Below are 24,683 nucleotides of genomic sequence, written 5' to 3'. Positions count from 1 at the left end.
TGAGTGGTGGAAGTAAAGCAGTAGCATTCTGCGATACAAATTTAAACTTAAAAGAAACGATAAAAATTAAGGGGAGAGAAATCTTCCCTAATTTTATGGGAGAAAATATGAATAGATTGGATACAATAATTAAATATGTTGATGCAAACAAGGTGGTAGCTGATATTGGATCAGATCATGGAATCACAGCAATTAAAGTTTATGAAGAAAAAAAACCTAAAAAAGTAATTGCGACAGATATCTCAAAAGATTCATTACAAAAATTGATAGATAAGCTTGAATATTCCAAATATGATATCAAAACTATTGTTACAGATGGTATTGCAGACATTGATGAAGATATGGATATTATAATCATTTCGGGAATGGGTGGATATCTTATCGCGAAAATTTTAGATGAAGGCATTCTTCAAGCAAAAAAATCAGAAAAATTAATTTTACAACCAAACAATTCCCAAGAATATCTGAGAACATGGTTACATGACAATGGTTTTGACATAATTGATGAAGATATGTGTGAAGATGATAATTTTATTTACAATATCATAATAGCTGTACCTGACGAAGACGGTATTGCCGAAAAATATGAAAATCCAGACTATTATAAATATGGAAAATTCAATTTTGAAAAAAAATATCTATTATTTCTAAAATCATTAAATAAAGAAAAACAACACTTATCAGATATCTATGATAAAATTAAAGACAAAGATACTGACGAAGCAGAAATGAGAAAAGAAGAATTATTAAAAGAAATTAAAAATATTGAGGAAATATTATGGAAATTAGAGAAATAATTGATATTTTTGAAGAAAAACATCCGAAATATTTACAGGAAGAATGGGATAATTCTGGTGTTCAAGTAGGAAATATAGATCAAGAAGTGAAAAATGTACTTTTAACTCTGGAAATTACTCCTGAGAGTATCGAAGAGGCAATAAATAATAACTGCAATTTAATTATTTGTCACCATCCGATAATTTTTCCAAACATTCATTCCATAGATGAAAATCATTTTAAAGGCAAAAAAATTATAGAAGCAATTAAAAATGACATAGTAATTTATGCTTCACATACAGCATCAGATGTTAGTGGATTTAATGAATTTATCTTTGAAAATATGGGCTATAAATCACAAGGGAAAATAGTGAAAACTTCTGAAGAATATGGTTACGGCTCCTTCGCAGATGTAGATGAAAACTTAGACAAAATAATTAAAAAAATTAAAGACAATTTGAGTCTTTGTAAAGTTTTAGTTTATGGAGAAGACATTCCGGTTAAGAGAATTGGACTTGTTACAGGAAGTGGAATGGATTTTATACAAGAAGCTATAGATGCAAAAATAGATCTATTTATTACTGGTGATATAACTCATCATGATGCAATGGATGCGATGGAACAAGGGGTTACATTAGTAGATGTTGGACATGAAGGTTCAGAGGGAATGTTTGCTGACTTCGTTGAAGAATTATTTTCCAATAACAATAAATTGTCAGAAATAAAAACCTTCAAATACTACAATGACCAAAAATATCTTAGAAGAGTAGTTTAATTGATAAAACTACGTAAATGTGTTAATATTTGAATTGCGAGTATGTCAGATAATCGCGAGCATTGCTCGAGGAAAGTCCGTGCACCACACAGCAGGATGCCAGATAACGTCTGGTGGAGGTGACTCTAAGGCTAGTGCAACAGAGATATACCGCTGAAACCCTAACTTATGTGATTAAAAATGAAAACAAGTGGGCTTCCGCCGACGAATCTAGCTAATCGAAGCTTCTGAGGTCGCTTCTCTTAGAGATTCTTGGCATGAGACCTACTTTATACTTCAACTAATTCATGGTGCTTCACACCATGAATTAGTTGAGCGCATAAGTTAGGGCTTCAGTAAGGGTGGAAAGGTGAGGTAAGAGCTCACCAGCATATAGGTAACTATGTGGCTATGTAAACCCCATTCGGTGCAAAATCAAAATAGGGTAAAACCTGGCAGCTGGTCAGGTCCGGTAGGTAGATTGCTTGAGTGTATAGGCGACTATACAACTAGACAGATGATTATCAAATACAGAACACGGCTTATAGATATGCTCGTACACTTATTGTGTTAAAAAATACAAAAGGAGATCAATATGAAGTTAAAAATGGTGACAGAAAAATTTACACCAACATATGCAACAGAAGGTTCAGCGGGGTTTGATTTATACTGCAATAATGAAGAACCAATTGTAGTAAAACCAAATGAAGTTGTTAAAATTCCTACAGGAATAAAAGTATCCATTCCAGAAGGATATTTTGGAGCAGTTTACCCAAGATCTTCCGCAGGTATAAAACACAGAATAACATTAGCAAATACAGTTGGTATCATAGATAGCGACTATAGAGGAGACATACAAATATTTTTTGTAAACGAATCAGATAAAGAATACACCATTAATAATGGTGATAGACTTGCTCAGATGATTATCCAACCATACGTAAGAGCAGAAATAGAAATCGTAGATAGCCTTGATGAAACAAAAAGAGGCGAAGGCGGAATAGGTTCTACTGGTAAATAATTGATTTTAGAAACTGACAATAAAGTCAGTTTTTATTATTTTAAATGATAAACCTTGAAAAATGCGTAGTTTTATTTGTATCGGTTTATGATTTGTTGAAATAGATTGTAAATTTGAAATAGTGAACTCTATAAAGTGTAGGAGAGAATGGATTTTTTAATTTTTATGGTTCCTGAAATACCCCACGGGGGTATAAAAAAGACCATAGAAAAAAATTTTATGGTCCGTAGATACCCGTAGGAGGTATGAATAGGACCATAAAAGTCAATGTATAATTGTTGTATATCATATATTTTTATGAATGTATGGTCCCAAATATACGGGGGAGGGGTATATAAGTACCATGTTATTGTATGTTGTACTTTATTTTATGGTCTGAAAAATACCCGGGTAGGGTATATTCGGACCATGAAAAATAGGCTATGGTCTGAAGATATACCTGGTGGGGGTATATTGGGACCATAGATTTTGGTTTAAAATTTCAAATATGAGATTTTTTATGCAAAAATCCTTTCAATCCATTTTTTTTACACAAAAACTCCAAATAATCCTAACAATCCATTTTTTTTAACAAAAATTCCAAAAAAATTCCTTTCAATCCATTGATTTTCCACAAAAATTCCCCAAATCTATACCATTCATGTTTTCCACAACAAATCCATTCCAACACAATGCTATTTAATTACAGAAGACCTATTCCAAAACCATGCTACTCCATTCCAAAAGGCCTATTCCAGCACCATGCTACTCCATTCCAAAAGGCCCACCCCAACAAACCCTATTTCATCATTCACATTCCAAAAAAATTCCACTTACATATTGTACAATTTTTAACAATATCATATAATAAAGTGTAGCGAAAATGCTAAAAAATTTTAGGGGGAAATATGAAAGTATCAAAAAGAATAGTAGCGTTATTGTTATCTTTTGTGATGATTTTTTCTTTTGTAGCATGTGAAAATGTTAATGAGACAAAAAAGGAATCACAGGCAGAAGAAACAGATAAAGAAACAAAAAAAGAAGAGTCTAAAAACGAAGCTAAAGGAAATACATTTGAAGGTGTATCAAAGGGATATGCTGGAGATGTAAAGGCAATGGTTACAATTGAAAATAGAGAAATAAAGGATATTAAAGTTGAAGCTGGAAAAGAAACTCCTACAATTGGTGGTGCTGCTTCTGAAAAATTAGCAGAACAAATTGTTAAATCAAATTCAACTAAGGTTGAGGCTGTTTCTGGTGCAACAATGACATCAAATGCGCTTATCGAAGCTGTAAATCAAGCTATTAAGGCTGCTGGATTAAATCCAGAAGATTTGAAGGCTAAAGAAGTGGCTGAGGATAAGTTAGATTTAAATCAAGAGGCTGATATTGTTGTAGTAGGTGCTGGTGGAGCTGGTTTAACTTCAGCTATTAAGGCTACTGAAGCTGGTAAGAAAGTAGTGATTGTGGAAAAAGCAGGAAATACTGGTGGTAATACAAACAGAGCCACAGGTGGTATGAATGCTGCAGAAACACATTATCAAAAAGAAGCTAAAATTGAAGATACTGTGGAACAATTTATTGCTGATACAATGAAGGGTGGACATGATAAAAATAATCCTGAACTTGTAAAAACATTGGCAGGAAATTCAAGTAAAGCTATTGATTGGTTGGATTCTATTGATGCTAAATTATCAGATGTAGGTTTAGCAGGTGGTGCAACTAACAAGAGACAACATAGACCAGTTGATGACAAAGGTAAGATTTTATCAGTCGGTACATATTTAGTTGAGAAATTAACTAAAAAAGCTGAAGATTTAGGTATTAAAATTATCTATAGTGCAAAAGTTGATGAAATTTTAATGGATGAAGATAAGGTTGCAGGAGTAACTGCTGAAACTAAAGATGGTAAATTAACTGTAAAAGCAAAATCAGTTATAGTTGCTTCAGGTGGTTTTGGTGGTAATGATGCGTTAGTATCAAAATATCGTCCAGAATTAAAAGGTTATGTTTCAACAAATGCTCCAGAAATACAAGGTGATGCGATTGCATTCTTAGAAAAAGTGGGAGCAGATTTTGTAGACATGGATCAAATTCAAACTCATCCAACTGTAGTACAAAAAGATGGATCATTAATTTCTGAATCACTTCGTGGTGATGGTGCCATTTTATTAAATAAAGAAGGTAAGAGATTTACTGATGAAATGCAAACAAGGGATTACGTTTCAAATAAGATTAATGAACAAACTGATAAAACAGCATGGTTAGTTGTTGATCAACAAATGTTTGAAAAATCAAAAGTTGTTTCAAAATATGTTGATAAGAGTTTATTAGTAAAGGCGGACGATTTCGCAGGTATTGCTAAGGTTTTAGGTGCTGATGCGAAGACAGTTGAAATAACATTAACTGATTGGACATCATATATCAAGGCAGGTGAAGATAAAGAATTTAATCATAAGAACTTAGATGCTGTACTTTCTGATTTAGCTAAGGGACCATATTATGTTGGGCCAGTAGGACCTGGAATCCACCACACAATGGGTGGTGTTAAGATTGACACCAAAGCTCAAGTGTTAAATAAAGAAGGTCAACCAATTAAAGGTTTATTCGCTGCAGGGGAAGTAACTGGTGGCGTACATGGTGGCAATAGACTAGGTGGAAATGCCGTAACAGATATAATCGTGTTTGGTGGAATTGCAGGAGAAAGTGCTGCAGAATATGTTAAATAAATAGAACATTTAAAAAATGACTAATTCGAAAGAGTTAGTCATTTTTGTGTGTTATAATAAAGTAAATAAAATGCTTTAGGAGAATTATGAAAAAGAAATTTGGTTTATATATTCATATACCATTTTGTCAGAAAAGATGTCATTATTGTGATTTTTTGACTTTTATTGGTCATGATGAAATGATAAAAAAATATGTGAAATACCTACAAAAAGAAATTGAAATGTACAAATCTGAAGATGCTATTTTGGACACGATATATATTGGCGGAGGTACGCCGTCTTATCTAGATGAAGATTTGATGGTTGAAATTTTGCAGTCAGTATATTCTACATTTAGTATTGATGATCAATGTGAAATCACGATTGAAATGAATCCAGAATCAGTTAAAGAGGAAAAAATAAAAACATATCTTGAGAATGGTATTAATAGATTTTCTACGGGAGTACAGTCATTTGATAATGAGGTACTTCAGATAACTGGAAGGCTTCATAATAATGTTACAGTTTTTAAGAAATTAAAGTTGATGAGACAATTGGGTTGCAAAAATATAAGCATAGATTTGATGATGGCAAATCCAAAACAAGACTATAATGTTTTATTAAATGATCTTACAATTGCGACAAAATTAGACATCGACCATATTTCATATTATTCATTAATTCTAAAAGAACACACATATTTTGAGCTGTGGTTAAATCAAGGTCAAATAGAATTATTTAATCCAGAAGAAGAACGTAAGATGTATCATACAGTTGTTCACACGCTTAAAGACCACGGGTTTATTCAATATGAAATTTCAAGTTTTGCAAAATCAGAAAAATTTATGAGTAAGCATAATCAAAAATATTGGAGATTAAATGATTATTTCGGAGTGGGAATGGGTGCTGCTTCAAATCTTGGACTTATTAGAAATGTAAATACTCGTGATTTTGATGAATATTTTGAAATGATTGAAAATGGTGAGAAACCCATAAAAGAAACTGAGAAATTAGATATCGAAACACGAGAAAAAGAATATTTAATGTTAAATCTAAGAATGTTAAACGGCTTTGAAATACAAGACATTAATAAAAAATTTAATATAGACTTTTTAAAAAAATATAAAGATATCTTAAACAGAAATATCGAAAATGGCATATTAAAATTAGAAAACAATAGGGTTTCATTTACTGAATATGGCATAGATAATGGGAATATGTTCTTTAGAGAATTATATGGGTTAGATGAATAAAAAAGCTGATGCGTGATTATTTTGCATCAGCTAAATTTATATTCTATTTTATCTCATGTACTGATTCACCAACGTTTGAGCTGATAAATTCAGCTTCAAGACCAGTGTCTTCTTTGTATTTTTCAAATACATATTTTTTGAATTCTTCGATTTTATCTTCTTTTACGATTGCGATTCCACAACCACCAAATCCTGCGCCTGTCATTCTTGCGCCTAGGCAATATTCGAATTCGTTGGAATGTTTTGTAATTGAATCCAGATGTTCTCCGGAAACTTCATATAATTCTCTTAATGAATCATTAGATTCTATTAAGAGTTTCCCAAGTTGTTCAATATTTCCATCTTGAAGAGCTTGTGCAGCTTCTTTAACGCGCGCATTTTCTAAAATTGCATGTTTTGCTCTATTTCTAACTATTTCATCAGGAATGTTTTCAAGTAGATGTAAATCTTCTTCTCCTAATTCACAAAGATATTTAATATCTTTATAGTTTTTTAAGATAGAAACAGCTTCATCACATTGTGCTCTTCTTTCGTTATATTTGGAATCTTTTAATTCTCTTCTTTTATTTGTATTTAAGATTACAATTTTATTGTCTTTTAAATCGAATGGATAGTGTTCAAATTCTAAAGTATTTGTATCTAAAAGTAGCGCGTGATCTTTCTTACCATTTGCTATGATAAATTGATCCATAATACCTGTATTTAATCCAAAGAATTTATTTTCTGTATCTTGACCTAATAAAGAAAGTTTTGTTCTATCAATTTTCTTTTCGTTATAGAAAATATTAAAGATTTCTCCGATTAGCATTTCAAGTGATGCTGATGAAGATAATCCAGATCCATTTGGAATATTTCCGTAAACTAATACGTCCAATCCTCCAATGTTAAATCCGCTTTCTTTAATATATTTAGCCATTCCCGCGGCATAATTCATCCAATCATTTTCTTTTTTATATACAAGATCATCTATGTCAATTTTTCCATTATTTTCCATATTTAGACTATATAGATTTAGAACATTATCGTCATTTTTTCTTGCGATTGCGTATGTACCTATTTCTAATGCACAAGGAAATACTTTACCGCCGTTATAGTCGATATGTTCACCTATAATATTTATTCTACTAGGAGAGAAAAATCTTTTTATTTCTTTATCATTTTCTCCAAATTTTTCGATAAATTTTGATTGTAATTCTTTGATTTCCATTTTACTTACCTTCATTTTCTTTATATTTTTTATATGTTTGTCTAAGCTCTTCAGATGTTTCTTCCACTTTTCTTGGATTAGTCTTTGCCCAAGCAGCAGTCTCAGAAGAAGCGTTCCATTTGATTGAATTTTCTCCTCTTAAAGGTGGGAAGAATTTAACGTGGAAATTATAATATTTCTTTGATTTCTCTTCTAATTCGCTATTTATTGGTGTTTGATAAATTCCCATCATATATGGGAATGGTTTATCATATAGAGTGTCAAAAGTTGCTTGTGTTTCTTTTAAGATAATTGCAAAGTCTGTTGAGATTTTTTCATCAAAATCTTCAAATGTATAAATGTCGTCAACTTTTGGTACGATATATAGTCCAAATGGATAATCGGTATAAAAAGGTAAAAATGCAACAAAACTATCATTTTCTAAGATAATTCTCTTGTTTTCTTTTATTTCTTCATCACGGATTTTTAGAATTAATGATTTTTGATTTTCTTCATAATATTTTTTTGAATTTTCTAATTCAACTCTAATTCTTAAAGGTAAAAATCCATAACCATATATTTGACCATGAGGGTGAATTTGTGTCGTTCCTACTTCTTTTCCTCTGTTTTCAAAAGGTAAAATATATTTGATATGTTTATCTTTTTTTATTTCTATGAAACGTTCTTTCCATAAAGCTACGATTTCCTTGATATGATCTATTGGTAAATGCCATAATGATGCATTATGATCTGATGAATATAAAATTACCTCAGCCTTACCATATGATTTTGCAGTCTTATAAAAATCCGTAGCTACATCATCCGGTTGAGGAGGATTTTCCATCATTGAAGGCCAATCATTATCATATTTTAATACTTTATAATCGTCCTTAATTTGCTTAGAACCAGGGCAAAAGGCGCAATAATCCTTAGGCATATCAGGTCTAAACTGTCTATCTCCATTTACAATTGTCCAATCATCTAATAGTGGGTTATATCTAAATTCAGCCATACGATCTCCTTGTGTTTTAGTCTCATTTTTATGATACTCAAAAACCGTTAACATTTCAAATAAATGTTAACTGATTAACATTTATTTGAGTCTTTACACATTTATAGTATAATGAAAAAGTGATAGGAGGCGAAATGAATAAAAAGAAAAAGAATATTGTATTAACAATAGTTCAATTAGTGTTAGTCGCAATAATTATTTATAGCCTTTATAATATTGGATCATATTATTACCAAAATTATAAGTCAACAAAAGCGTTGAAAAAAATTACAGAAGAAGTTTCTAGTATCGAAGAAAATATACTTAATAAAAGTGATGTTGCTGGGATAAATAATGTTACAGGAGTTAAAAATAGTACTGGCAATAAAGATGAAAATAAAGAAGAGATAAACATTCCTAAGAAAAGTAGGGATCAAGTTGCAAAAGAAGTTGTCGCTAAATTAAAAGAGAGAAATAAGGATATTATTGGATATATAAAGGTTGAAGGTGTAAAGATTGATTACCCAATTTTATATACCAAGGAAGATAATGATTATTATCTATTTAGAGATTTGGATGGTAATTGGTCAAGACCTGGAAATATATTTTTAAATGGTTGGAATAATCCTGATTTTTCTGATATGAATACAACAGTATTTGGTCACAATTTGAGGACAAATCCAGAAAAATATGCACCAATGTTTAAGTTGATATTGAATTTCGATAATGAAGAGTTTGTTAATTCTAAAAAAGAACATATTATTGAAATCTACACTGAGGAAGGGTATAAGAAATATCGTATTTTCTCAGGATATTATTCAAACATTTCAAATGACTATATGGAAGCAAATAGAGATAAGAGAATTTGGGTAGATTATTTAAAAAATATAAAAAATAAATCGACACATGATTTTGGTGTGGATTATAAGTTTAGTGAAGATACGAAAATTGTCACTTTATCTACATGTGATAATGATACAGATGAAGGAAGATATGTTGTACATGCTTATGAGATTGAAGAATAGTTAGGAGTTTAATCTTAAGGCAAGAGGGAGAGGAAATGGAAAACTATATTATTGAAGAGTTTGACGGTGGTATTAAAGTTAAGGGATTAAAGAATTTTGATTTAACACATATATTTGAATGTGGTCAAGCATTTAGATGGGAAAAGACTGTCGATAATTCTTATATTATCGTTGCTTATGGTAGAGTTATAGAGCTTATCAAAGATGCCAGTGACGATTTAATAATTTATAATACAAACAAAGAAGATTTCGTAAATATCTGGCATAACTATTTTGACTTGAATAGAGATTATGATAGTCTTAAACTTGAATTGGCGAAAACTGCTGCATACAAACTAAATACTAGCTTAAAGGAAGCAATAGAATTTGGTTATGGCATTAGAATACTTAGACAAGAAGAGTTTGAGATGATTATTTCATTTATAATTTCTGCGAACAATCAAATCCCAAGGATAAAAAATTCTATAAGACTTTTATCTGAAACTTATGGCGAATTTATTCAAGAATACAAAGGTCAAAGATATTATTCATTTCCAACGCCTGAAAAATTAGCTTCAGCAGATCCTCTAGAAATCAAGGAAATATGCAGAGTTGGATTTAGAAATGAAAGAATAGTGCTAACTTCAAGATTATATTTAGAAAATCCAGAAAATTTTAGCAATCAATTAGATGATCAAACTCTTGGAGATAATTTACTAGCTTTGCCAGGAGTTGGCCCAAAAGTAAGAGATTGTATTTTGCTATTTGGTTATGCTAGAGGAAATACATTTCCTGTAGATGTCTGGGTGAAAAGATTAATGGAAACATTGTACATCAAAAAGACAATTCCAAATAAACAAATTCTGATATATAGTGAAGATTTATTCGGAGAGCATAAAGGAATTGCTCAACAATATTTATTTTACTATGCTAGGGAGAATAAGATTGGGAAATAAGTCGCTAAATTTCAATGTTGGTAAGTGGTAGCTGTAAAATTCTCATTTATTGTATTTATTTATAAAAACCAGAGTGTATTTTATAATATAATAATTTCGGAGATATTAAAACTCTGTACTTTATTTATATCCCTTATCAGGAGAGAGTGGTAGGGGATATTTTTATAATAATTTTATATAATTGTCAACTAGACCTATCTTTTCAAAATTTACTTTTTCTTTATAGGAATTAATTAGGTTTATAAACGAAACTTTGAAGTCTTTCTTTAGCGGTTTATTGGGCAATAATCTACTAAGTGTAATTATATAAGCAAATAAGCTATCATTTTTTATATCTGGATTAAATCTCAAAAATCCTTTTGTTAATTTTGTAGCTGGTCTAAATGTCTTATTATATAATCTGTTATTATGGGCACACATATTTCTTAATACTGACATACAATGTAACCAATTTGAAAGGTTGTTATTGTTAAAACCGACCAAATTTGCAATTATTTTTTGGTCCCATGTATATAATGAATTATAATATTTTGATAAATTTGAGAAAGAAATTAATTCAACTAAAACCCAAAGAGGCATTTTTTTGCCGTAATTGGTATTATGATGTTTTACAACATCAGAGTCTTTGTTATATCCGATTTCTCTTTCAATAGAACTCCATATTTTTTTAATGCTAGTCTTATTATAATAATTATTTATATCATAATGTTGATCGTGTGGGGAATTTTTACATTTATTCAACGAAAACCCTTAAGATATTTGTGTTCTATAATAAATTTCGATTTTAAGCAAGTATTCTAATAGTAATAGCCTTAAATCTTCATCAAACCTATAAATATCATAAATCATATTAAAGTTAGTATTATCTATAAAATTACTATCACACTTATTTTTTCTAAATTCTAATGCGTATCCAGTAAATCTATAATAATTTATTTCTTTAAGAATAGATTTAGCATAATCAGGGTCATCAATACGTAATTTATGTTCTTTAAGTCTATTAATTTGTTTATCAAAATTTAATGGTTCTTTTAATTCCATATTTTCTCCTAAAAAAAAGACCGAGCAGTCTCGGTCTGGTCCCTAAAAATCTTAAATAAGCATAGGCAACTCTGTCAAGACAATTATATCCTTAAATATATTATATTGTCAATGTACTGATTAAAGTATATTTTAAGTTATATATACAATATGTAGTTGCTAAAAAACATTTATTAAGTAGAACGTATTCCCTAGGAGCTTTTTTAAAGTTATATTTTTTTATTATCAATATGAAAATAAAATAGGGAAATAAATCGCTAAATTTCAACGTTCCGAGAATGTGACCGTGACAACGCCGTGACGTTATAAATTTAACGATTTTATCGCATCCTTTGCTTTATTCATTCCTTCATCTGTAGAATGTATATAAGTATCAATTATAGTTTCTAAGGTATCGCCCATCAATTTTGCAATAGTTGGAAGGTCTACTCCTTCAACTATTAAATTAGATCCATAGCTATGTCTTAAATCATGAGTAGATAAATTAGGCATAAATCGTTTTAATTTTCTATTTATTGTTCCGATCGCAGAATCTCTTTTGTAGTGATTAAAGAGTTTACCGCTAATATTTAATCCTTTCTTCATAAATACTTTTATTTCATTTAGAGTGTATTCTGGAACAGGTACTATTCTATATGAATTTACAGTTTTTAAACTTTCGTCAATATCTTGCACTTCAATTCTTAAAGATCCATTTTTTACATCTATATATCTTAAAGAAAAAACTTCTCCAAATCTAAGCCCACATGTTCCTTGAATTAACATCATTAGTGCCAATTCAATATTGAAAGGTTTAAGGAATAGATATAATTCTTTAATTCTTTCAGGTGATAATATTATTCTATCTTTTTTCTTCTTTTTATTTTTCTTTTTAACATTTTCAAATATCTTTAATTTTGCAGTTGGATTATCTTTTATTAAATGCATGTCAATAGCTAGTTCACATACACCTTTGATTGCTATTAAATATGTTTTAATTGTTGAGGATTCAAGATGAGAACTTTTATTTATTAAATTTTGTAAATCAATTTTTCTAAGTTTTGTAATATCTAAATGCAGCAAATTCTTATAAAATGTTTTAGATTGAGATCTAATTTGTATAGTTTTATCACTTCTGCCGCTTATAATTAAATTATTGATATATGTATCAAATAATTCGCTAACAGTAGTTATATTAGTTTCGACATCTTCCCGTATGACTAGGCTATTTATTACTTCTATAGCAGCGTTGTTTGCTTCTTTTTTACTTTCAAATCCTTGTTTGGTAATTCTTTTTAATTGATTATTGGTTTCTTTATATCTTATTTCATATCTCCAATTTATTTTTTTTGATTCAGTTCTATATAAAAAATAAGATATACCATTAATATTAGCCATAAAAAAATACTCCTTTCTTGTATTTTAAGAGGAGTATATGCTATAATTCTATTGTGATTAGGGTATAGCAATATACTCTTTCTTTTAAGTCTCTAATTGTTGGTAGCAATTAGGGGCTTTTTTTTATTCTATTTTTATTTTTTGCTTTTAAAAAAATTTAATGGAATTTTCCACCAAGCAATAAATACTATGTAAAAAATGAAAAGTATAAGTTTATACCACCAACCTATTAAAATCCACCATAATATCCCATGGCTATTATTGTTTGAACTTTTAAATATGTCAAAAAATGAAGAGGAAGTTTTATTATAAACTTTATTATACATAGATTTCTTAGGATTATTTAAAAATCCCATACCCTTTTTACCATAAAAAGGATTTATAGATTTTTTAATGTGTCTATTTAATTTTCCTGTTGTTCTTGCCTTAAAACTCTTTTTTAAGCTAGGTTTTCTTATTCCAAATTTCATTACACCTCCAATATTATATTAATTATTTTTCTATAATATATCTAATAACCCCCTCACTAACACATAAATCTTTAGCATACTCTTCAATTGTATAGTTTAATGTTCTATCAATACTTTTATTTAATAGCTTAAAAGCAAAATAATCAGCTTCTTTTTCATACTTAGATTTTGAAATACATAATCTAGAAAAGTAAATCATTTCTATATCATGAAGTATTGCGTGTCCAATTTCGTGTGCAAGTGCAAATTCAATTAATTCTGGTGGTTCATTTTCAGAAAGAAAAATGTATTCTTTACCTTTAAGTCTTACAAACATTGTGTTCATTTTAGAATTAACAATAACTTTTATACTTAAGTGATCTATAATGTCATAGACATTACGAGACCCAACAACCTCAACTAATCCATTGACAATATCATCAATTTCTTGTTTTGTCATTATTCATCCTTTAGTAATCTATAAAGACTATGAAGTTCTTCATCAGACATATCATTTAAATTTTTACCAGATAAAGCTGCAGCTTGCATGTCATTATCGGAAAAAAAGTTTAGAATTTCATCTCTGTTAATTATAGGATATAGTTCTACCATCTCTTCTGAAGTGGACATTATTCTTTTTTTACCTTTTTCATTAGTTGAATTGTAGTTTTTTAAAAGTTGTTGTTCGGATTGGGTTAAATCATAGCTTATAATCTTTTTATTTCCATTTAACATAGGTACATCATACCCAAGTAGCCAAGCAGGACTAATATTAAGAGCTGTTGCTATTATATCTATCTTATCTTGTTTAGCTTCATATTTTCCGTTGAGCCAATCACTAATAGATGAAGCGGTGATTTTAGTTATTTTTGATAATTCTGCTTGCGAAATTTTTCTATCATTCATGATTTTTTTTAATCTTGATGGAAAATCTTCTTTTTTTATATCTTTCATTTTTCCCTCCTCAATTGAATTATAAAGAATTCCGTTTTATTTGTCAAGAAAACTTTATAAAATATAAAAAAAAGACTTGACTTAATACGGAAAACCGTATATAATAAAATCAGAAGTTAAGGAAAGGGGGTAAACAAGTGAGAAGAAAACGGAAAAGAGATATAAAAAAAGATGACAATCACAAATTAATCATAGTACTAACGATACTGATGATAATTGAAAAAGTGATTGACATCATCTCAAAAATAGTAGATAAGTTAGGGCGATAAGCCTTAACTATCTCACTTGTAATTATATATGAAAAACACAGAAAAAACAATTAGAAAGTTACTATATATATTGATCGTGTTAAATTTGATTAGTATATTAATTAGAATTTTTTAAGGAGGGGAAATGGAAAATATAGAAATATTTATCAATAATGATGAGTTTCAAGTAAAAGTAGACGGTAAGAAATTGAATAATTTGAGAATGTGTAATATAGAAAATCAAGAATCAATTACAAGTGTACAGATGGAATTTCAATTCTATCATAATGGATTAATAAATTACTCAGCACCTGCTGGGGCAGGTGCTGATAATAATTAAAATTGTTTAGTAATATACGATACTAATATTTGGCCAAGTGGTCCAGATATCCAGGAATTTTTTTGTAGAGTATTTGCAAATTTTGCAAATATACCTGGTTTAAGTTCTTTAGAATTATTAGTAATATTTTCTAATTCGTTTACTAGCTCATTTAATGATTCCCTGTCATTAATATTTGAGTTTTCATTAATTAGATTTCTAATCTCTTCAAAAGTTAAACCTATATTAACTGTATTGTAATTACCAATGTTAGAATTTGAAACGCTATTGATGTTAAAGATTTGATTTGATTTTTCTGGTGAACGATCATAATAAGCATGAAGAACACTTGGCTGCCTATGCCAATATTGAGTTTCTACTTCTTGGATTGTGACTTGTTTTCCATCGGGTAATATCACTTTATCTGAAGACTCAATATCAGTACCAACATATAGCATTAGAAACTTTTCTTGTGACTTGTCATCTTTATTTGGTAAAACCGTTGTTTCAAAAGTGGTGCCATTTTGCTTTTGGACTAATGCTTTGATGCCAAGTCTGTCAATAAAAGATTTTGCTGACATAAATTATTCTCCTTTCATATATATTTAGTGGTGTAACACTATATATAAATTATATCAAAGGAGATTAAATATATACCTAAAATTTAGAAAGGAAAAACAATGAACGAAAAATTAATATTAAAGAAAACAAAAGACTGGGGAGCTAATGATACTGCAATAAGAATCCCAGATGATCTAACAGAAAAAATCAAAGATATATTAGCGAAAATTAACATGCCTGTTAAGTATGTTTGTGCTGAATTAATAGATTTTGCTTTGAAAAATTATCAAATTATAGATTAAAGAAAGGAGAGGAAATGCCAGTTTATAATTATAATAAACTTAGAGGATTAATAAGAGAACATTTTGGAACATTAGATAATTATGCTGATTATATAGGTATTTCGTATACTAGTTTACAGGATAGACTTAATAGTAGATTACCATTCAAACAAGATGAAATTGAAAAATCGATAAAAGGTTTAAAAATTAATCCTAAAGATATAGATATTATTTTTTTTGCTAAGTAAATACGGTTTTCCGTAAAAAGTAACAAAACAACCACAATTAACAAAGGAGACCAACATGGAAAAATTTGAATTAATAGACACTAAGGAAAAATTTGAATTAAAAGTAAATGGAGAGCCAATACCAAATATTGTTGGATATAAGATAGAAGCTACTCCATTTAATAAAAAGTTATATCTTGAATTAGATATACCAAAGAAAGATATTAAAGTCCAAGCTGTTTCATCATAAATTCACTAGCTACTTGAGACATTATTTGAAGAGAAGCAGATCCAATTTCTTTTAGAACATTTTTTGTATGTTCTACAGCTTTTGGATTTCTAATATTATTCAAGAACTCGTGACCATTATATGTAAGTTCTTTTACGTATATAGTCGTGTTGCCATCCATGAAATTTGAAACAGTTGCATTAATAAAACCAGCTTCTATTAGCTTTTTGAGAGTATATACATCGTCTTCGGATTCTTGAGAATTAAATTCCTTAAAATGATTTAATGGAATATTTTCTTCAATATCTAGAAGTAGAAATCTTACCCTATCAAAATTAAGTTTCATAGCATAACCTCCTTTCATAATTATTAGGTGTTGCAACACCATAAATTAATTATATCAGGAGATTATAAATAATTAAAAGAAAGGAAAAATCATGATTATAGTATCTCAAAGCGAATTAGCATTAAGGCTTGGGAAAACTTCTCAGACAATAATTAATTATGAAAAACAAGGATTAATTAGTAGGTTAAATTTGCCTGGTGCTAAATATGATTTAGAAGAATGTCAAAGGAGATTAAACAAAGATTATAACGCAAATTTTGAAATACGACGACTCAATAAAGAAAATCAGGAATTAAGAGTTAGAAATAAACAATTAGAGGATTATATAAATTCTACATTTGAAAGTTTAAAGCAAGTTAAAGAAATGTTATAAGGATAAAAAATGGATTATAAAAAAAGATCATTAGAAAGAAAAAAGAAAAATAAAACAATTGACACAATCCAAAATGTATTTATTTACGCAACAGCCATTGCTGCAGGTTTTGCACTATGGGGTTGGATAATCGCAGGCATGTGGCTTTTATATATTGTAATGGGGAGATAGAGAATGATAAAACATTATATTACTAAATATATAGAAAACGGAAAAATGTATGTAGAAAGTTGGTTGCAAATAGATCTTTTTGGAAAATCATTTTGTTTTTCAAAAAAGAGAATTGAAATAAAAAAGAACTAGAGCTGTAACTCTAGTCCAAAAAAATTATTTTTTAGTCCATTTATGACCAGGTTTTTGCGTAGGTGGTAGCCTATCACCTTGGTCTATCAGAAAGTAAATAAGTTCACACCTTATTTACTTAATTATATCACAAATAATAATTAAGGAGAAAGAAATGCAAAATTTACGAACAGAAAAATTAACGATTAGAAAAATTAAGACATACACAATCAGACATGGTAGACAAGTAAGAGTTTCAGAAGAAACATACGAAAGAATAAAAGATTTAGCAGATGAAACAGGTAGAAATATTGGAGAAATATCTGAAATGATAATGGACTGGGCTATTGACAATGTTGTCGTAGTAGAAGATTAAGGAGAAAAATATGTCAATAAAAATAAATAGCTTAGAACTAGAAAATGTAAAAAGAATAAAGGCTGTCCAATTAGAGCCAACAAAGGAAGGCTTAACAATAATTGGAGGAAATAATAGACAAGGTAAATCAAGTGTACTAGATAGCATTGCATGGACTTTAGGCGGGAACAGATATAAACCTTCTAATCCAAAGAATGATGAATCGGTTGTAGATCCATACTTAAAAATCACTTTATCTAATGGATTAATTGTTGAAAGAAAAGGTAAGAATAGTGATTTAAAAATAACTGATCCTAATGGTGAAAAGGCTGGACAACAATTACTGGATAGTTTTATTTCTACATTTGCGTTAGATATTCCAAAATTTATGGAAGCAAGTAATTTAGAAAAAGGAAGAATGCTCTTAGGTTTAATTGGTTTAGAAGAAGAATTCCAGGAGTTATTAAATAAAGAACAAAAAACTTATAACGAACGATATGAAATTGGAAGAATCGCAGACCAAAAGAAAAAATATGCTGAAGAATTAATTGAACATGAAGATGTTCCAAAAGAAAAAATATCCGCTATAGATTTGATTAAAGAACAACAAGAAATACTTGCTAGAAATGGAAAAAATCAAGAAATTAGAAATGATTTACAAGATTTGTTAAAAGGCAAAGAAAATAAACAAAAAGAATATGAATTAATTAGTGCAAGAATTAATGACTTAGAAGAACAAATAACTAAACTTAAAAATGATAGAGGTTTAGCAGGGACAATGCTAAAAGAATATGATGTCAATATTGCTAATTGTCAAAAAACAGTAGACCAACTGAAAGATGAATCTACAGAAGAAATAGTAAATTCAATAAATAATATTGAAATTATAAATCAAAAAGTAGAAGATAACAAAAACAAAGAACGTGCATTAAAAGAAGCTAACGATTATAAAATTCAATATGACGAATTAACAGAAAAAATAGAATGGTTAAGAAATGAAAAAACTAATTTACTTAAAAATGCAAAACTTCCACTTAATGGACTATTTATTGAAGATGGAGAACTTACATTTAATGGTCAAAAATGGGACGGTATGAGTGGTAGTGAACAATTAGTAGTTGCTACTTCAATTGTAAAAGCATTAAATCCAGAATGTGGTTTTGTACTTATGGATAAACTTGAACAATTGGACTTAGATACATTAAAAGAATTTGGAGAATGGCTAGAAAAACAAGAGTTACAAGTGATTGCAACAAGAGTATCCAAAGGCAAAGAGTGTTCTGTAATTATAGAAGATGGCAAAATTTTAGAAAAAGAAGTACAAAATGTGCAACCAAAATGGAAGGAAGGTGAATTTTAATGTTTGAAATTAATTCAGGTAAAATTGCTAAAGCGCAAAAAGTAGTAATTTATGGTGTTGAAGGAATTGGAAAGTCTACTTTAGCGAGTAAATTCCCAAATCCATTATTTATAGACCTTGAAGGATCTACAAATAATATGAATGTAAACAGAATAAAAAATCCTACAAGCTGGGGGTTATTGCTGCAACAAATTGATTGGATTATCAAAGAAAAACCATGCGAAACATTAGTAATAGATACGCTAGATTACGCGGAAGAATATTTGTGTAAGCCCTATGTTGTGGCTAGTAGACCAAATGCGAATGGACAATTTGTAAAAAATATTGAAGATTATGGTTATGGTGCAGGATATAAACATTTGGCTGATGTATGGGGAAAGGACTTATTAAATAAATTGTCAGATGTTATAGATAAAGGAATTAATGTAGTGCTACTTGCACACGCTACACAAAGGAAGGTAGATAGTCCAGATCAGTTAGGGTCATATGATAAATATGAACTTAAGTTAGAGAAAAAAACATCATCTTTAACAAAAGAATGGGCAGACTTATTACTTTTCTTAAACTTCAAAACCGAAGTGACAACAATAAAAGATGGAATGACAACTAAAAGAAAAGGAACAAGTCAACAAAGGGTTATGCATACTACTAACCACCCAGCATATGACGCAAAAAATAGACATAACTTATCTGATGAATTAGAACTTGATTATTCAATGATTGCTCATATTTTTAGTAAAGAGAAAAAAGAAAAATTTTATGCAAATAACGATAACGAAACAACAAAAGTGGAAGTCGGGAGTAAAGCAGAAAAAGTAATAGAAGAAATAAATGAAAATTTACCACCAAAAGAAAAAGTTAGAGAAATTTCCGAAGATGAATTTGAAATGATAAATACAGATCAAGTTAGAATACCATTTGATAGAACTAAAAAAGATGAAATACATGTTAAACATAATGCGTTAAGAGACTTGATGAATCATCATGGAATTAGTGTTGAACAAATAGAAAAGGCAGTTACTTTAAGAGGGTATTTCCCTCAAGATACAGGAATAAATAATTATCCTACTGAATTTATTGACCAAGTTTTAGTAGGAGCATTTGAACAAATTAGAAAATTTATAGAAGAACAAAATCTTTAGGAGGATTTAAAAATGGCAGATATACAAGATAGAGCATTAGGTTGGGATGAAGAAATTAGTCAAGAAAGTGAATTTATTTTACTTGATGAAGGGGATTATGATTTTAAGGTAGAACAAATTGAAAAATCATATTTTAATGGGTCAGAAAAAATGGCACCTTGTCCTCAAGCAATAGTACATGTATTAGTAAATAATAAAGTTAAGTTAAAAACAAATTTATTCTTAAACACAAAATCTGAATGGAAATTGTCAGAATTCTTTATCTCTATTGGACTAAAACAAAAAGGTGAACCTTTAAGAATGAATTGGGCAGCTGCTCAAGGGAAAACAGGCAGACTAACAATTTCTCATAGAGAGTGGAATGGTGAAAAATACAATGAAGTCAAAAAATTCTTAGAGCCTGAAGCGAAAGCTAGTTGGACTGGCGGTACATTCTAATGAAATTAAGACCATACCAGCAAGAAGCTAAAGAAAAAGTGCTTAATGAATGGGAAGAGGGCAGAGATAAAACTCTGCTTGTTCTTCCTACTGGTACAGGTAAAACAATAGTTTTCTCAAAAATTGTAGAAGAAAGAGTTAGAAAAGGTGACAGGGTTTTAATTCTTGCTCATAGAGGAGAACTTTTAGAGCAAGCTTCTGATAAGTTAGAAAAATCTACTGGATTAAAAACAGCGACTGAAAAAGCAAATGAAACTAGTTTAGGATCATGGTTTAGAGTGGTTGTTGGATCAGTGCAAACATTAATGAGAGAAAAACGTTTGATGCAATTTTCTCCAGATTATTTTGGAACTATTATTGTTGATGAAGCTCATCATGTAATGAGTGAATCTTACCAAAAAGTGTTAAATCACTTTTCTAAAGCTAAAATATTAGGTGTTACAGCTACTCCGGATAGAGGAGATATGAAGAATCTTGGGGCATTTTTTGAAAGTCTAGCATTTGAATATTCTCTTCCTAAAGCAATAAAGGATGGATATTTAGCTAAGATAAAAGCATTAACTATTCCTATTGATTTAGATTTATCAAGTGTTACCCAACAAGCGGGAGATTTCAAAGCAAGTGAATTAGGAAATGCATTAGATCCTTACTTAGAACAAATAGCTAATGAGATGTGGAATGTTGCTAAAGATAGAAAGATTGTAGTATTTTTACCACTTATAGATACGTCAAAAAAAATGGTAAATTTCCTAAATAATGCAGGATTTAACGCAGTAGAGGTAAACGGTAATTCAAAAGATAGAGAAGAAATTCTTTCAGATTTTGATAAAGGAAAGTATAACGTTTTATGTAATTCTATGTTACTTACTGAAGGCTGGGATTGTCCATCTGTTGATTGTGTAGTTGTACTTAGACCTACAAAAGTAAGAAGCTTGTATTCTCAAATGGTGGGAAGAGGAACAAGGCTATATCCTGGAAAAGACCATGTACTACTTTTAGATTTCCTATGGCATACAGAAAGACACGCTTTATGTAGACCCTCACATTTAATTACTACAAATGAAAAAGTTCAAAAAAAGATGGATGAAAAGACTGAACAAAATCCAAATGAAGAATTTGATATAGAAGAATTAGAAGCTAAATCTATAGAAGAAGTTATTCAAGAAAGAGAACAAGCCTTAGCTGAACAACTTAAAGAAATGAGAAAAAGAAAGAGAAAACTTGTTGACCCAATTCAATTTGAAATGTCTATACAAGACAGTGATATTGAAAATTATGTACCAAACTTTGGTTGGGAAATAGCTCCAGCAAGTAAGAAACAAATTAGTGCACTTGAAAAATATGGAATACTACCAGACTCAATTGATAATGCAGGTAAAGCGAATTTACTGTTAGATAAATTAAATAAACGTAGAGATGCTGGTCTTGCTACGCCAAAACAAATTAGATTTTTAGAAAATAAAGGATTTTTACATGTTGGGACTTGGCAATTTGATGTTGCAAGCAAAATGATATCTAGAATATCAATGAATAATTGGAGAATTCCACAAGGAGTTAATCCTGAAACATATAAACCAGGGGGGATAAATGAACAATAAAATAAATCACAAGGAATTACTAAAACATATAGAGCCCTCAAGGTTAGATTATCAAGAATGGATAAATGTAGGAATGGCTTTACAACATGAAGGCTTATCTGCATATGATTGGGATGAATGGAGTAAGAGAGATATAGAAAGATATAAACCAGGAGAGTGTTACATAAAATGGAATACATTCTATGGTAACCCTACACCTGTAACAGGTGGAACGATAGTAGAATATGCAAAACAACAAGGATTTAGATTTCCAGGTCAGAAAGAAGAATTTGCTCTTGATTGGAATGATACTATATCAGACGAATTAGTAGTTGTAGATCATAACTACATAGAAGAAAAAGAAATAAAGATTCCAACTGATAAAGAGTTTAACCAAGTAGAGCAAGTAAAAACTTATTTAGAAACCTTATTTGAAGCTACAGAGTATGTAGGATATGTTACTGAAACATATGACTATGATGGAGTTAAAAAACCTACAAAAGGTGTTTATAGCCGAACTGCTGGGGACTTACTTCAAGAGTTAAATAAATATAACAATATAGAAGATGTATTTGGTACTTATGATAAGACTGCTGGTGCTTGGATAAGATTTAATCCGCTAGATGGAAAAGGCATAAAAAATGATAATGTAACTGATTATAGGTATGCTCTTGTAGAATCTGATGTAGTAGAAATTGAAAAACAAGAATCTATTCTTAGAGAACTTGAACTTCCAATAAAAATGTTAGTTTTTAGTGGCGGAAAATCTGTTCATGCAATAGTAAAAATTGATGCAAATACTTATGAAGATTATAGAAAAAGAGTCGATTATCTTTACAAAGTATGTGAGAAGAACGGTTTTGCAATAGATAAGCAAAATAGAAATCCATCAAGACTTTCAAGGCTTCCAGGTGTTTATCGTGGAGATAAAAAACAATTTATCATAGATAAAAATATAGGTAAACATTCTTGGGAAGAATGGGAAGAGTGGATTGAAGGTGTAAATGATGATTTGCCTGAACCAGAATCACTTGCTGATGTATTCGATAATCTACCAGAATTATCTCCACCATTGATTAATGGTGTGCTTAGACAAGGTCATAAAATGCTACTTGCTGGACCTAGTAAGGCTGGTAAATCATATTTAATGATACAACTAGTAATAGCTCTTGCAGAAGGAAAAAAATGGCTAAATTGGGACTGTGCACAAGGTAAAGTGCTATATGTCAATTTAGAACTAGATAAACCTTCAGCACTTCATAGATTTAAGGATGTATATAAAGCTCTAGAATATGAACCAAAAGGGATAAATAACATAGAAATATGGAACTTAAGAGGTAAAGCTGTACCAATGGATAAGTTAGCCCCAAAGCTAATCAGAAGAGCTCAAAAAAAAGACTATATAGCAGTTGTAATTGACCCAATATACAAAGTTATTACAGGGGATGAGAATTCTGCTGATCAGATGGCTCACTTTACTAATCAATTCGATAAGGTTGCTACCGAATTAGGATGTGCAGTAATTTATGCGCATCACCATAGTAAAGGTTCGCAAGGTAGCAAAAAAGCTATGGATAGAGCTTCAGGTTCTGGAGTTTTCGCTAGAGATCCAGACGCATTACTTGATGTAATTCAATTAGAATATGATGAAAAAATGAAAGATATTGAAGAATCAAGACTTGCAGGATTGTTCTTATCAAGATTAATTAAGCAAAGAAATCTTGAATATTATACCAATAAAATTACCGCAAATGATGAAAAGCTAGAAACTAAGATGAGATACCACGCTGAACAGATATATTCTAAGATTGAACTTGCGGAAATCGAAAAAGAAATATTTAAAATTAAAGATGATGCAAGGCATAAAACAGCGTGGAGAATAGAAGGAACTCTAAGAGAGTTTAGGTCATTTGATCCTGTAAATATTTGGTTTAAGTATCCAATACATGAATTAGACGACAAAAAGGTGTTGGAAAAAGTTATTCCTCAAGGTGAAAAACCAGCATGGCAGCAGGCTCAAGAAAATATTAAGTCACCAGAAGAAAAGAAAGAAGAAAGAATGAAGGCTCTAGAAGTTGCTTTTAAGGCTTGTTCAGTTGAAGGTGATGTTACTATAGAAGATTTATCTGACTATTTAGGCGTAACTAATAGGACTGTTTGGAACAGGATTAAAGAACATAAGGGGTTTGAAACTAAAAAAATTGATGGACAAAAAGAATCAATTGTTACCCTAAAGGAAGAAAAGTAACATGTGTGAAGAAAGAAAAATCAATAGTATTTTCATAGGTCAATTTTAGGCTTAAGTGTGAAAAAACAATAGTTTTTTCCTTTCACAGTTAATGTGTGAAGAAAGAAAAATCAATAGTATTGTCATGCGAAGCAAAAACTATATATATATATATATATTATTTTCTTCACAGGTGAAGTTCGGCACAGGTGATTGTGAATGAAAAAAGGGCGTTAAGCTCCGCCCTTTTATTCATGCACGACCATCA

Annotated in this window: 29 protein-coding genes, 1 other RNA gene and 1 pseudogene; 22 read left to right on the top strand and 9 right to left on the bottom strand. The window is 29.8% G+C overall.

Annotated elements, in window-relative coordinates; all coding sequences use genetic code 11:
* The 6 genes from HMPREF9709_RS06280 to hemW all read left to right on the top strand — a co-directional run.
* A partial coding sequence (locus HMPREF9709_RS06280) for a tRNA (adenine(22)-N(1))-methyltransferase (protein ID WP_005398754.1) occupies nt 1–797 on the top strand: 797 nt, incomplete at its 5' end.
* Nucleotides 779–1,552: a Nif3-like dinuclear metal center hexameric protein gene (locus HMPREF9709_RS06275; protein WP_005398753.1), complete on the top strand. Its 774-nt coding sequence runs from the start codon at nt 779–781 to the stop codon at nt 1,550–1,552. The genes HMPREF9709_RS06280 and HMPREF9709_RS06275, both read left to right, overlap by 19 nt.
* 37 nt (nt 1,553–1,589) lie before the next feature.
* Nucleotides 1,590–2,092: RNase P RNA component class A (gene rnpB, locus HMPREF9709_RS09820), an RNA gene on the top strand.
* A gap of 34 nt (nt 2,093–2,126) precedes the next feature.
* On the top strand, nt 2,127–2,552 hold the full coding sequence (gene dut / locus HMPREF9709_RS06270) for a dUTP diphosphatase (RefSeq protein ID WP_005398752.1): 426 nt from the start codon (nt 2,127–2,129) through the stop codon (nt 2,550–2,552).
* Nucleotides 2,553–3,439: 887 nt separating this feature from the next.
* Nucleotides 3,440–5,260 carry a flavocytochrome c gene (locus HMPREF9709_RS06260; protein ID WP_005398751.1) on the top strand — a complete coding sequence of 607 codons (1,821 nt, stop codon included), beginning with the start codon at nt 3,440–3,442 and terminating at the stop codon, nt 5,258–5,260.
* Nucleotides 5,261–5,346: 86 nt separating this feature from the next.
* Nucleotides 5,347–6,492 (top strand): radical SAM family heme chaperone HemW, encoded by a 1,146-nt coding sequence (gene hemW, locus HMPREF9709_RS06255; protein ID WP_005398750.1) that lies wholly within the window; start codon nt 5,347–5,349, stop codon nt 6,490–6,492.
* Between the two features lie 43 nt (nt 6,493–6,535).
* Here the strand turns inward: hemW and HMPREF9709_RS06250 are convergent, their stop codons facing one another.
* Both HMPREF9709_RS06250 and galT read right to left on the bottom strand, forming a co-directional pair.
* On the bottom strand, nt 6,536–7,699 hold the full coding sequence (locus HMPREF9709_RS06250; RefSeq protein WP_005398749.1) for a galactokinase: 1,164 nt from the start codon (nt 7,697–7,699) through the stop codon (nt 6,536–6,538).
* A gap of 1 nt (nt 7,700) precedes the next feature.
* Nucleotides 7,701–8,690 (bottom strand): galactose-1-phosphate uridylyltransferase, encoded by a 990-nt coding sequence (gene galT, locus HMPREF9709_RS06245; protein WP_005398748.1) that lies wholly within the window; start codon nt 8,688–8,690, stop codon nt 7,701–7,703.
* Nucleotides 8,691–8,824: 134 nt separating this feature from the next.
* Between galT and HMPREF9709_RS06240 the strand changes: the two genes are divergently transcribed.
* Both HMPREF9709_RS06240 and HMPREF9709_RS06235 read left to right on the top strand, forming a co-directional pair.
* Nucleotides 8,825–9,694, top strand: coding sequence for a class B sortase (locus tag HMPREF9709_RS06240; protein WP_005398747.1), 870 nt, complete (start codon nt 8,825–8,827; stop codon nt 9,692–9,694).
* A 35-nt stretch (nt 9,695–9,729) separates the two neighbouring features.
* Nucleotides 9,730–10,629: a DNA-3-methyladenine glycosylase family protein gene (locus tag HMPREF9709_RS06235; RefSeq protein ID WP_005398746.1), complete on the top strand. Its 900-nt coding sequence runs from the start codon at nt 9,730–9,732 to the stop codon at nt 10,627–10,629.
* A 162-nt stretch (nt 10,630–10,791) separates the two neighbouring features.
* On the opposite strand, the pseudogene HMPREF9709_RS06230 reads toward HMPREF9709_RS06235, so the two are convergent.
* The 5 genes and pseudogenes from HMPREF9709_RS06230 to HMPREF9709_RS06205 all read right to left on the bottom strand — a co-directional run bounded on the left by HMPREF9709_RS06230 (nt 10,792) and on the right by HMPREF9709_RS06205 (nt 14,450).
* Nucleotides 10,792–11,670 (bottom strand): annotated as a pseudogene (locus HMPREF9709_RS06230) (Abi family protein).
* 303 nt (nt 11,671–11,973) lie between these two features.
* On the bottom strand, nt 11,974–13,047 hold the full coding sequence (locus HMPREF9709_RS06220; protein ID WP_005398743.1) for a site-specific integrase: 1,074 nt from the start codon (nt 13,045–13,047) through the stop codon (nt 11,974–11,976).
* Nucleotides 13,048–13,181: 134 nt separating this feature from the next.
* On the bottom strand, nt 13,182–13,517 hold the full coding sequence (locus HMPREF9709_RS10235) for a hypothetical protein (protein WP_005398742.1): 336 nt from the start codon (nt 13,515–13,517) through the stop codon (nt 13,182–13,184).
* A gap of 22 nt (nt 13,518–13,539) precedes the next feature.
* On the bottom strand, nt 13,540–13,956 hold the full coding sequence (locus tag HMPREF9709_RS06210) for an ImmA/IrrE family metallo-endopeptidase (protein WP_005398741.1): 417 nt from the start codon (nt 13,954–13,956) through the stop codon (nt 13,540–13,542).
* On the bottom strand, nt 13,956–14,450 hold the full coding sequence (locus tag HMPREF9709_RS06205) for a helix-turn-helix domain-containing protein (protein WP_005398740.1): 495 nt from the start codon (nt 14,448–14,450) through the stop codon (nt 13,956–13,958). The genes HMPREF9709_RS06210 and HMPREF9709_RS06205 overlap by 1 nt, the downstream gene beginning before the upstream one ends.
* Before the next feature lie 137 nt (nt 14,451–14,587).
* On the opposite strand from HMPREF9709_RS06205, the gene HMPREF9709_RS10320 reads away from it, so the two are divergent.
* Entirely contained in the window at nt 14,588–14,719 is a 132-nt protein-coding gene (locus HMPREF9709_RS10320) for a hypothetical protein (RefSeq protein WP_280985307.1), read from the top strand.
* Between the two features lie 124 nt (nt 14,720–14,843).
* On the top strand, nt 14,844–15,038 hold the full coding sequence (locus tag HMPREF9709_RS06200; RefSeq protein ID WP_005398739.1) for a hypothetical protein: 195 nt from the start codon (nt 14,844–14,846) through the stop codon (nt 15,036–15,038).
* Here HMPREF9709_RS06200 and HMPREF9709_RS06195 read toward each other — a convergent pair.
* A complete protein-coding gene (locus HMPREF9709_RS06195; RefSeq protein WP_005398738.1) occupies nt 15,035–15,598 on the bottom strand; it encodes a hypothetical protein in 564 nt (187 codons plus the stop codon). The genes HMPREF9709_RS06200 and HMPREF9709_RS06195 overlap by 4 nt on opposite strands.
* Nucleotides 15,599–15,697: 99 nt before the next feature.
* Here HMPREF9709_RS06195 and HMPREF9709_RS06190 point away from each other — a divergent pair, with 99 nt between their 5' ends.
* The 3 genes from HMPREF9709_RS06190 to HMPREF9709_RS09940 are packed head-to-tail and all read left to right on the top strand — an operon-like array spanning nt 15,698 to nt 16,336.
* Entirely contained in the window at nt 15,698–15,880 is a 183-nt protein-coding gene (locus tag HMPREF9709_RS06190) for a hypothetical protein (protein WP_005398737.1), read from the top strand.
* A gap of 14 nt (nt 15,881–15,894) precedes the next feature.
* On the top strand, nt 15,895–16,107 hold the full coding sequence (locus HMPREF9709_RS06185; RefSeq protein ID WP_005398736.1) for a DUF739 family protein: 213 nt from the start codon (nt 15,895–15,897) through the stop codon (nt 16,105–16,107).
* Between the two features lie 55 nt (nt 16,108–16,162).
* A complete protein-coding gene (locus tag HMPREF9709_RS09940) occupies nt 16,163–16,336 on the top strand; it encodes a hypothetical protein (RefSeq protein WP_005398735.1) in 174 nt (57 codons plus the stop codon).
* Here the strand turns inward: HMPREF9709_RS09940 and HMPREF9709_RS06180 are convergent.
* Nucleotides 16,311–16,661 (bottom strand): DUF2513 domain-containing protein, encoded by a 351-nt coding sequence (locus tag HMPREF9709_RS06180; RefSeq protein ID WP_005398734.1) that lies wholly within the window; start codon nt 16,659–16,661, stop codon nt 16,311–16,313. The two genes, HMPREF9709_RS09940 and HMPREF9709_RS06180, sit on opposite strands and share 26 nt — an antisense overlap.
* 91 nt (nt 16,662–16,752) lie before the next feature.
* Between HMPREF9709_RS06180 and HMPREF9709_RS06175 the strand changes: the two genes are divergently transcribed.
* From HMPREF9709_RS06175 to HMPREF9709_RS06145, 9 genes are all read left to right on the top strand, one after another.
* Nucleotides 16,753–17,034 carry a hypothetical protein gene (locus tag HMPREF9709_RS06175; protein WP_005398733.1) on the top strand — a complete coding sequence of 94 codons (282 nt, stop codon included), beginning with the start codon at nt 16,753–16,755 and terminating at the stop codon, nt 17,032–17,034.
* Between the two features lie 9 nt (nt 17,035–17,043).
* Nucleotides 17,044–17,205 (top strand): hypothetical protein, encoded by a 162-nt coding sequence (locus HMPREF9709_RS09935; RefSeq protein WP_005398732.1) that lies wholly within the window; start codon nt 17,044–17,046, stop codon nt 17,203–17,205.
* A gap of 3 nt (nt 17,206–17,208) precedes the next feature.
* Nucleotides 17,209–17,337 (top strand): hypothetical protein, encoded by a 129-nt coding sequence (locus tag HMPREF9709_RS10315; RefSeq protein WP_280985306.1) that lies wholly within the window; start codon nt 17,209–17,211, stop codon nt 17,335–17,337.
* Nucleotides 17,338–17,491: 154 nt separating this feature from the next.
* Nucleotides 17,492–17,692 carry a hypothetical protein gene (locus tag HMPREF9709_RS06170; RefSeq protein WP_005398731.1) on the top strand — a complete coding sequence of 67 codons (201 nt, stop codon included), beginning with the start codon at nt 17,492–17,494 and terminating at the stop codon, nt 17,690–17,692.
* Nucleotides 17,693–17,702: 10 nt separating this feature from the next.
* Entirely contained in the window at nt 17,703–19,031 is a 1,329-nt protein-coding gene (locus HMPREF9709_RS06165) for an AAA family ATPase (RefSeq protein WP_005398730.1), read from the top strand.
* Nucleotides 19,031–20,173 carry an ATP-binding protein gene (locus tag HMPREF9709_RS06160; protein WP_005398729.1) on the top strand — a complete coding sequence of 381 codons (1,143 nt, stop codon included), beginning with the start codon at nt 19,031–19,033 and terminating at the stop codon, nt 20,171–20,173. The genes HMPREF9709_RS06165 and HMPREF9709_RS06160 overlap by 1 nt, the downstream gene beginning before the upstream one ends.
* A 12-nt stretch (nt 20,174–20,185) precedes the next feature.
* On the top strand, nt 20,186–20,611 hold the full coding sequence (locus HMPREF9709_RS06155; protein WP_005398728.1) for a DUF669 domain-containing protein: 426 nt from the start codon (nt 20,186–20,188) through the stop codon (nt 20,609–20,611).
* Complete coding sequence (locus HMPREF9709_RS06150; protein ID WP_005398727.1) at nt 20,611–22,209, top strand: DEAD/DEAH box helicase; 1,599 nt, start codon at nt 20,611–20,613, stop codon at nt 22,207–22,209. Before HMPREF9709_RS06155 ends, HMPREF9709_RS06150 begins: the two co-directional genes overlap by 1 nt.
* Nucleotides 22,199–24,436 (top strand): AAA family ATPase, encoded by a 2,238-nt coding sequence (locus HMPREF9709_RS06145; protein WP_005398726.1) that lies wholly within the window; start codon nt 22,199–22,201, stop codon nt 24,434–24,436. Before HMPREF9709_RS06150 ends, HMPREF9709_RS06145 begins: the two co-directional genes overlap by 11 nt.
* Nucleotides 24,437–24,683 lie beyond the last annotated feature (247 nt).

This window comes from Helcococcus kunzii ATCC 51366 (assembly GCF_000245755.1).
GTDB classification, from domain to species: Bacteria; Bacillota; Clostridia; order Tissierellales; family Peptoniphilaceae; genus Helcococcus; species Helcococcus kunzii.
Note: the sequence above shows the minus strand (reverse complement) of the source record. Positions and strands in the feature narration are given on the sequence as shown.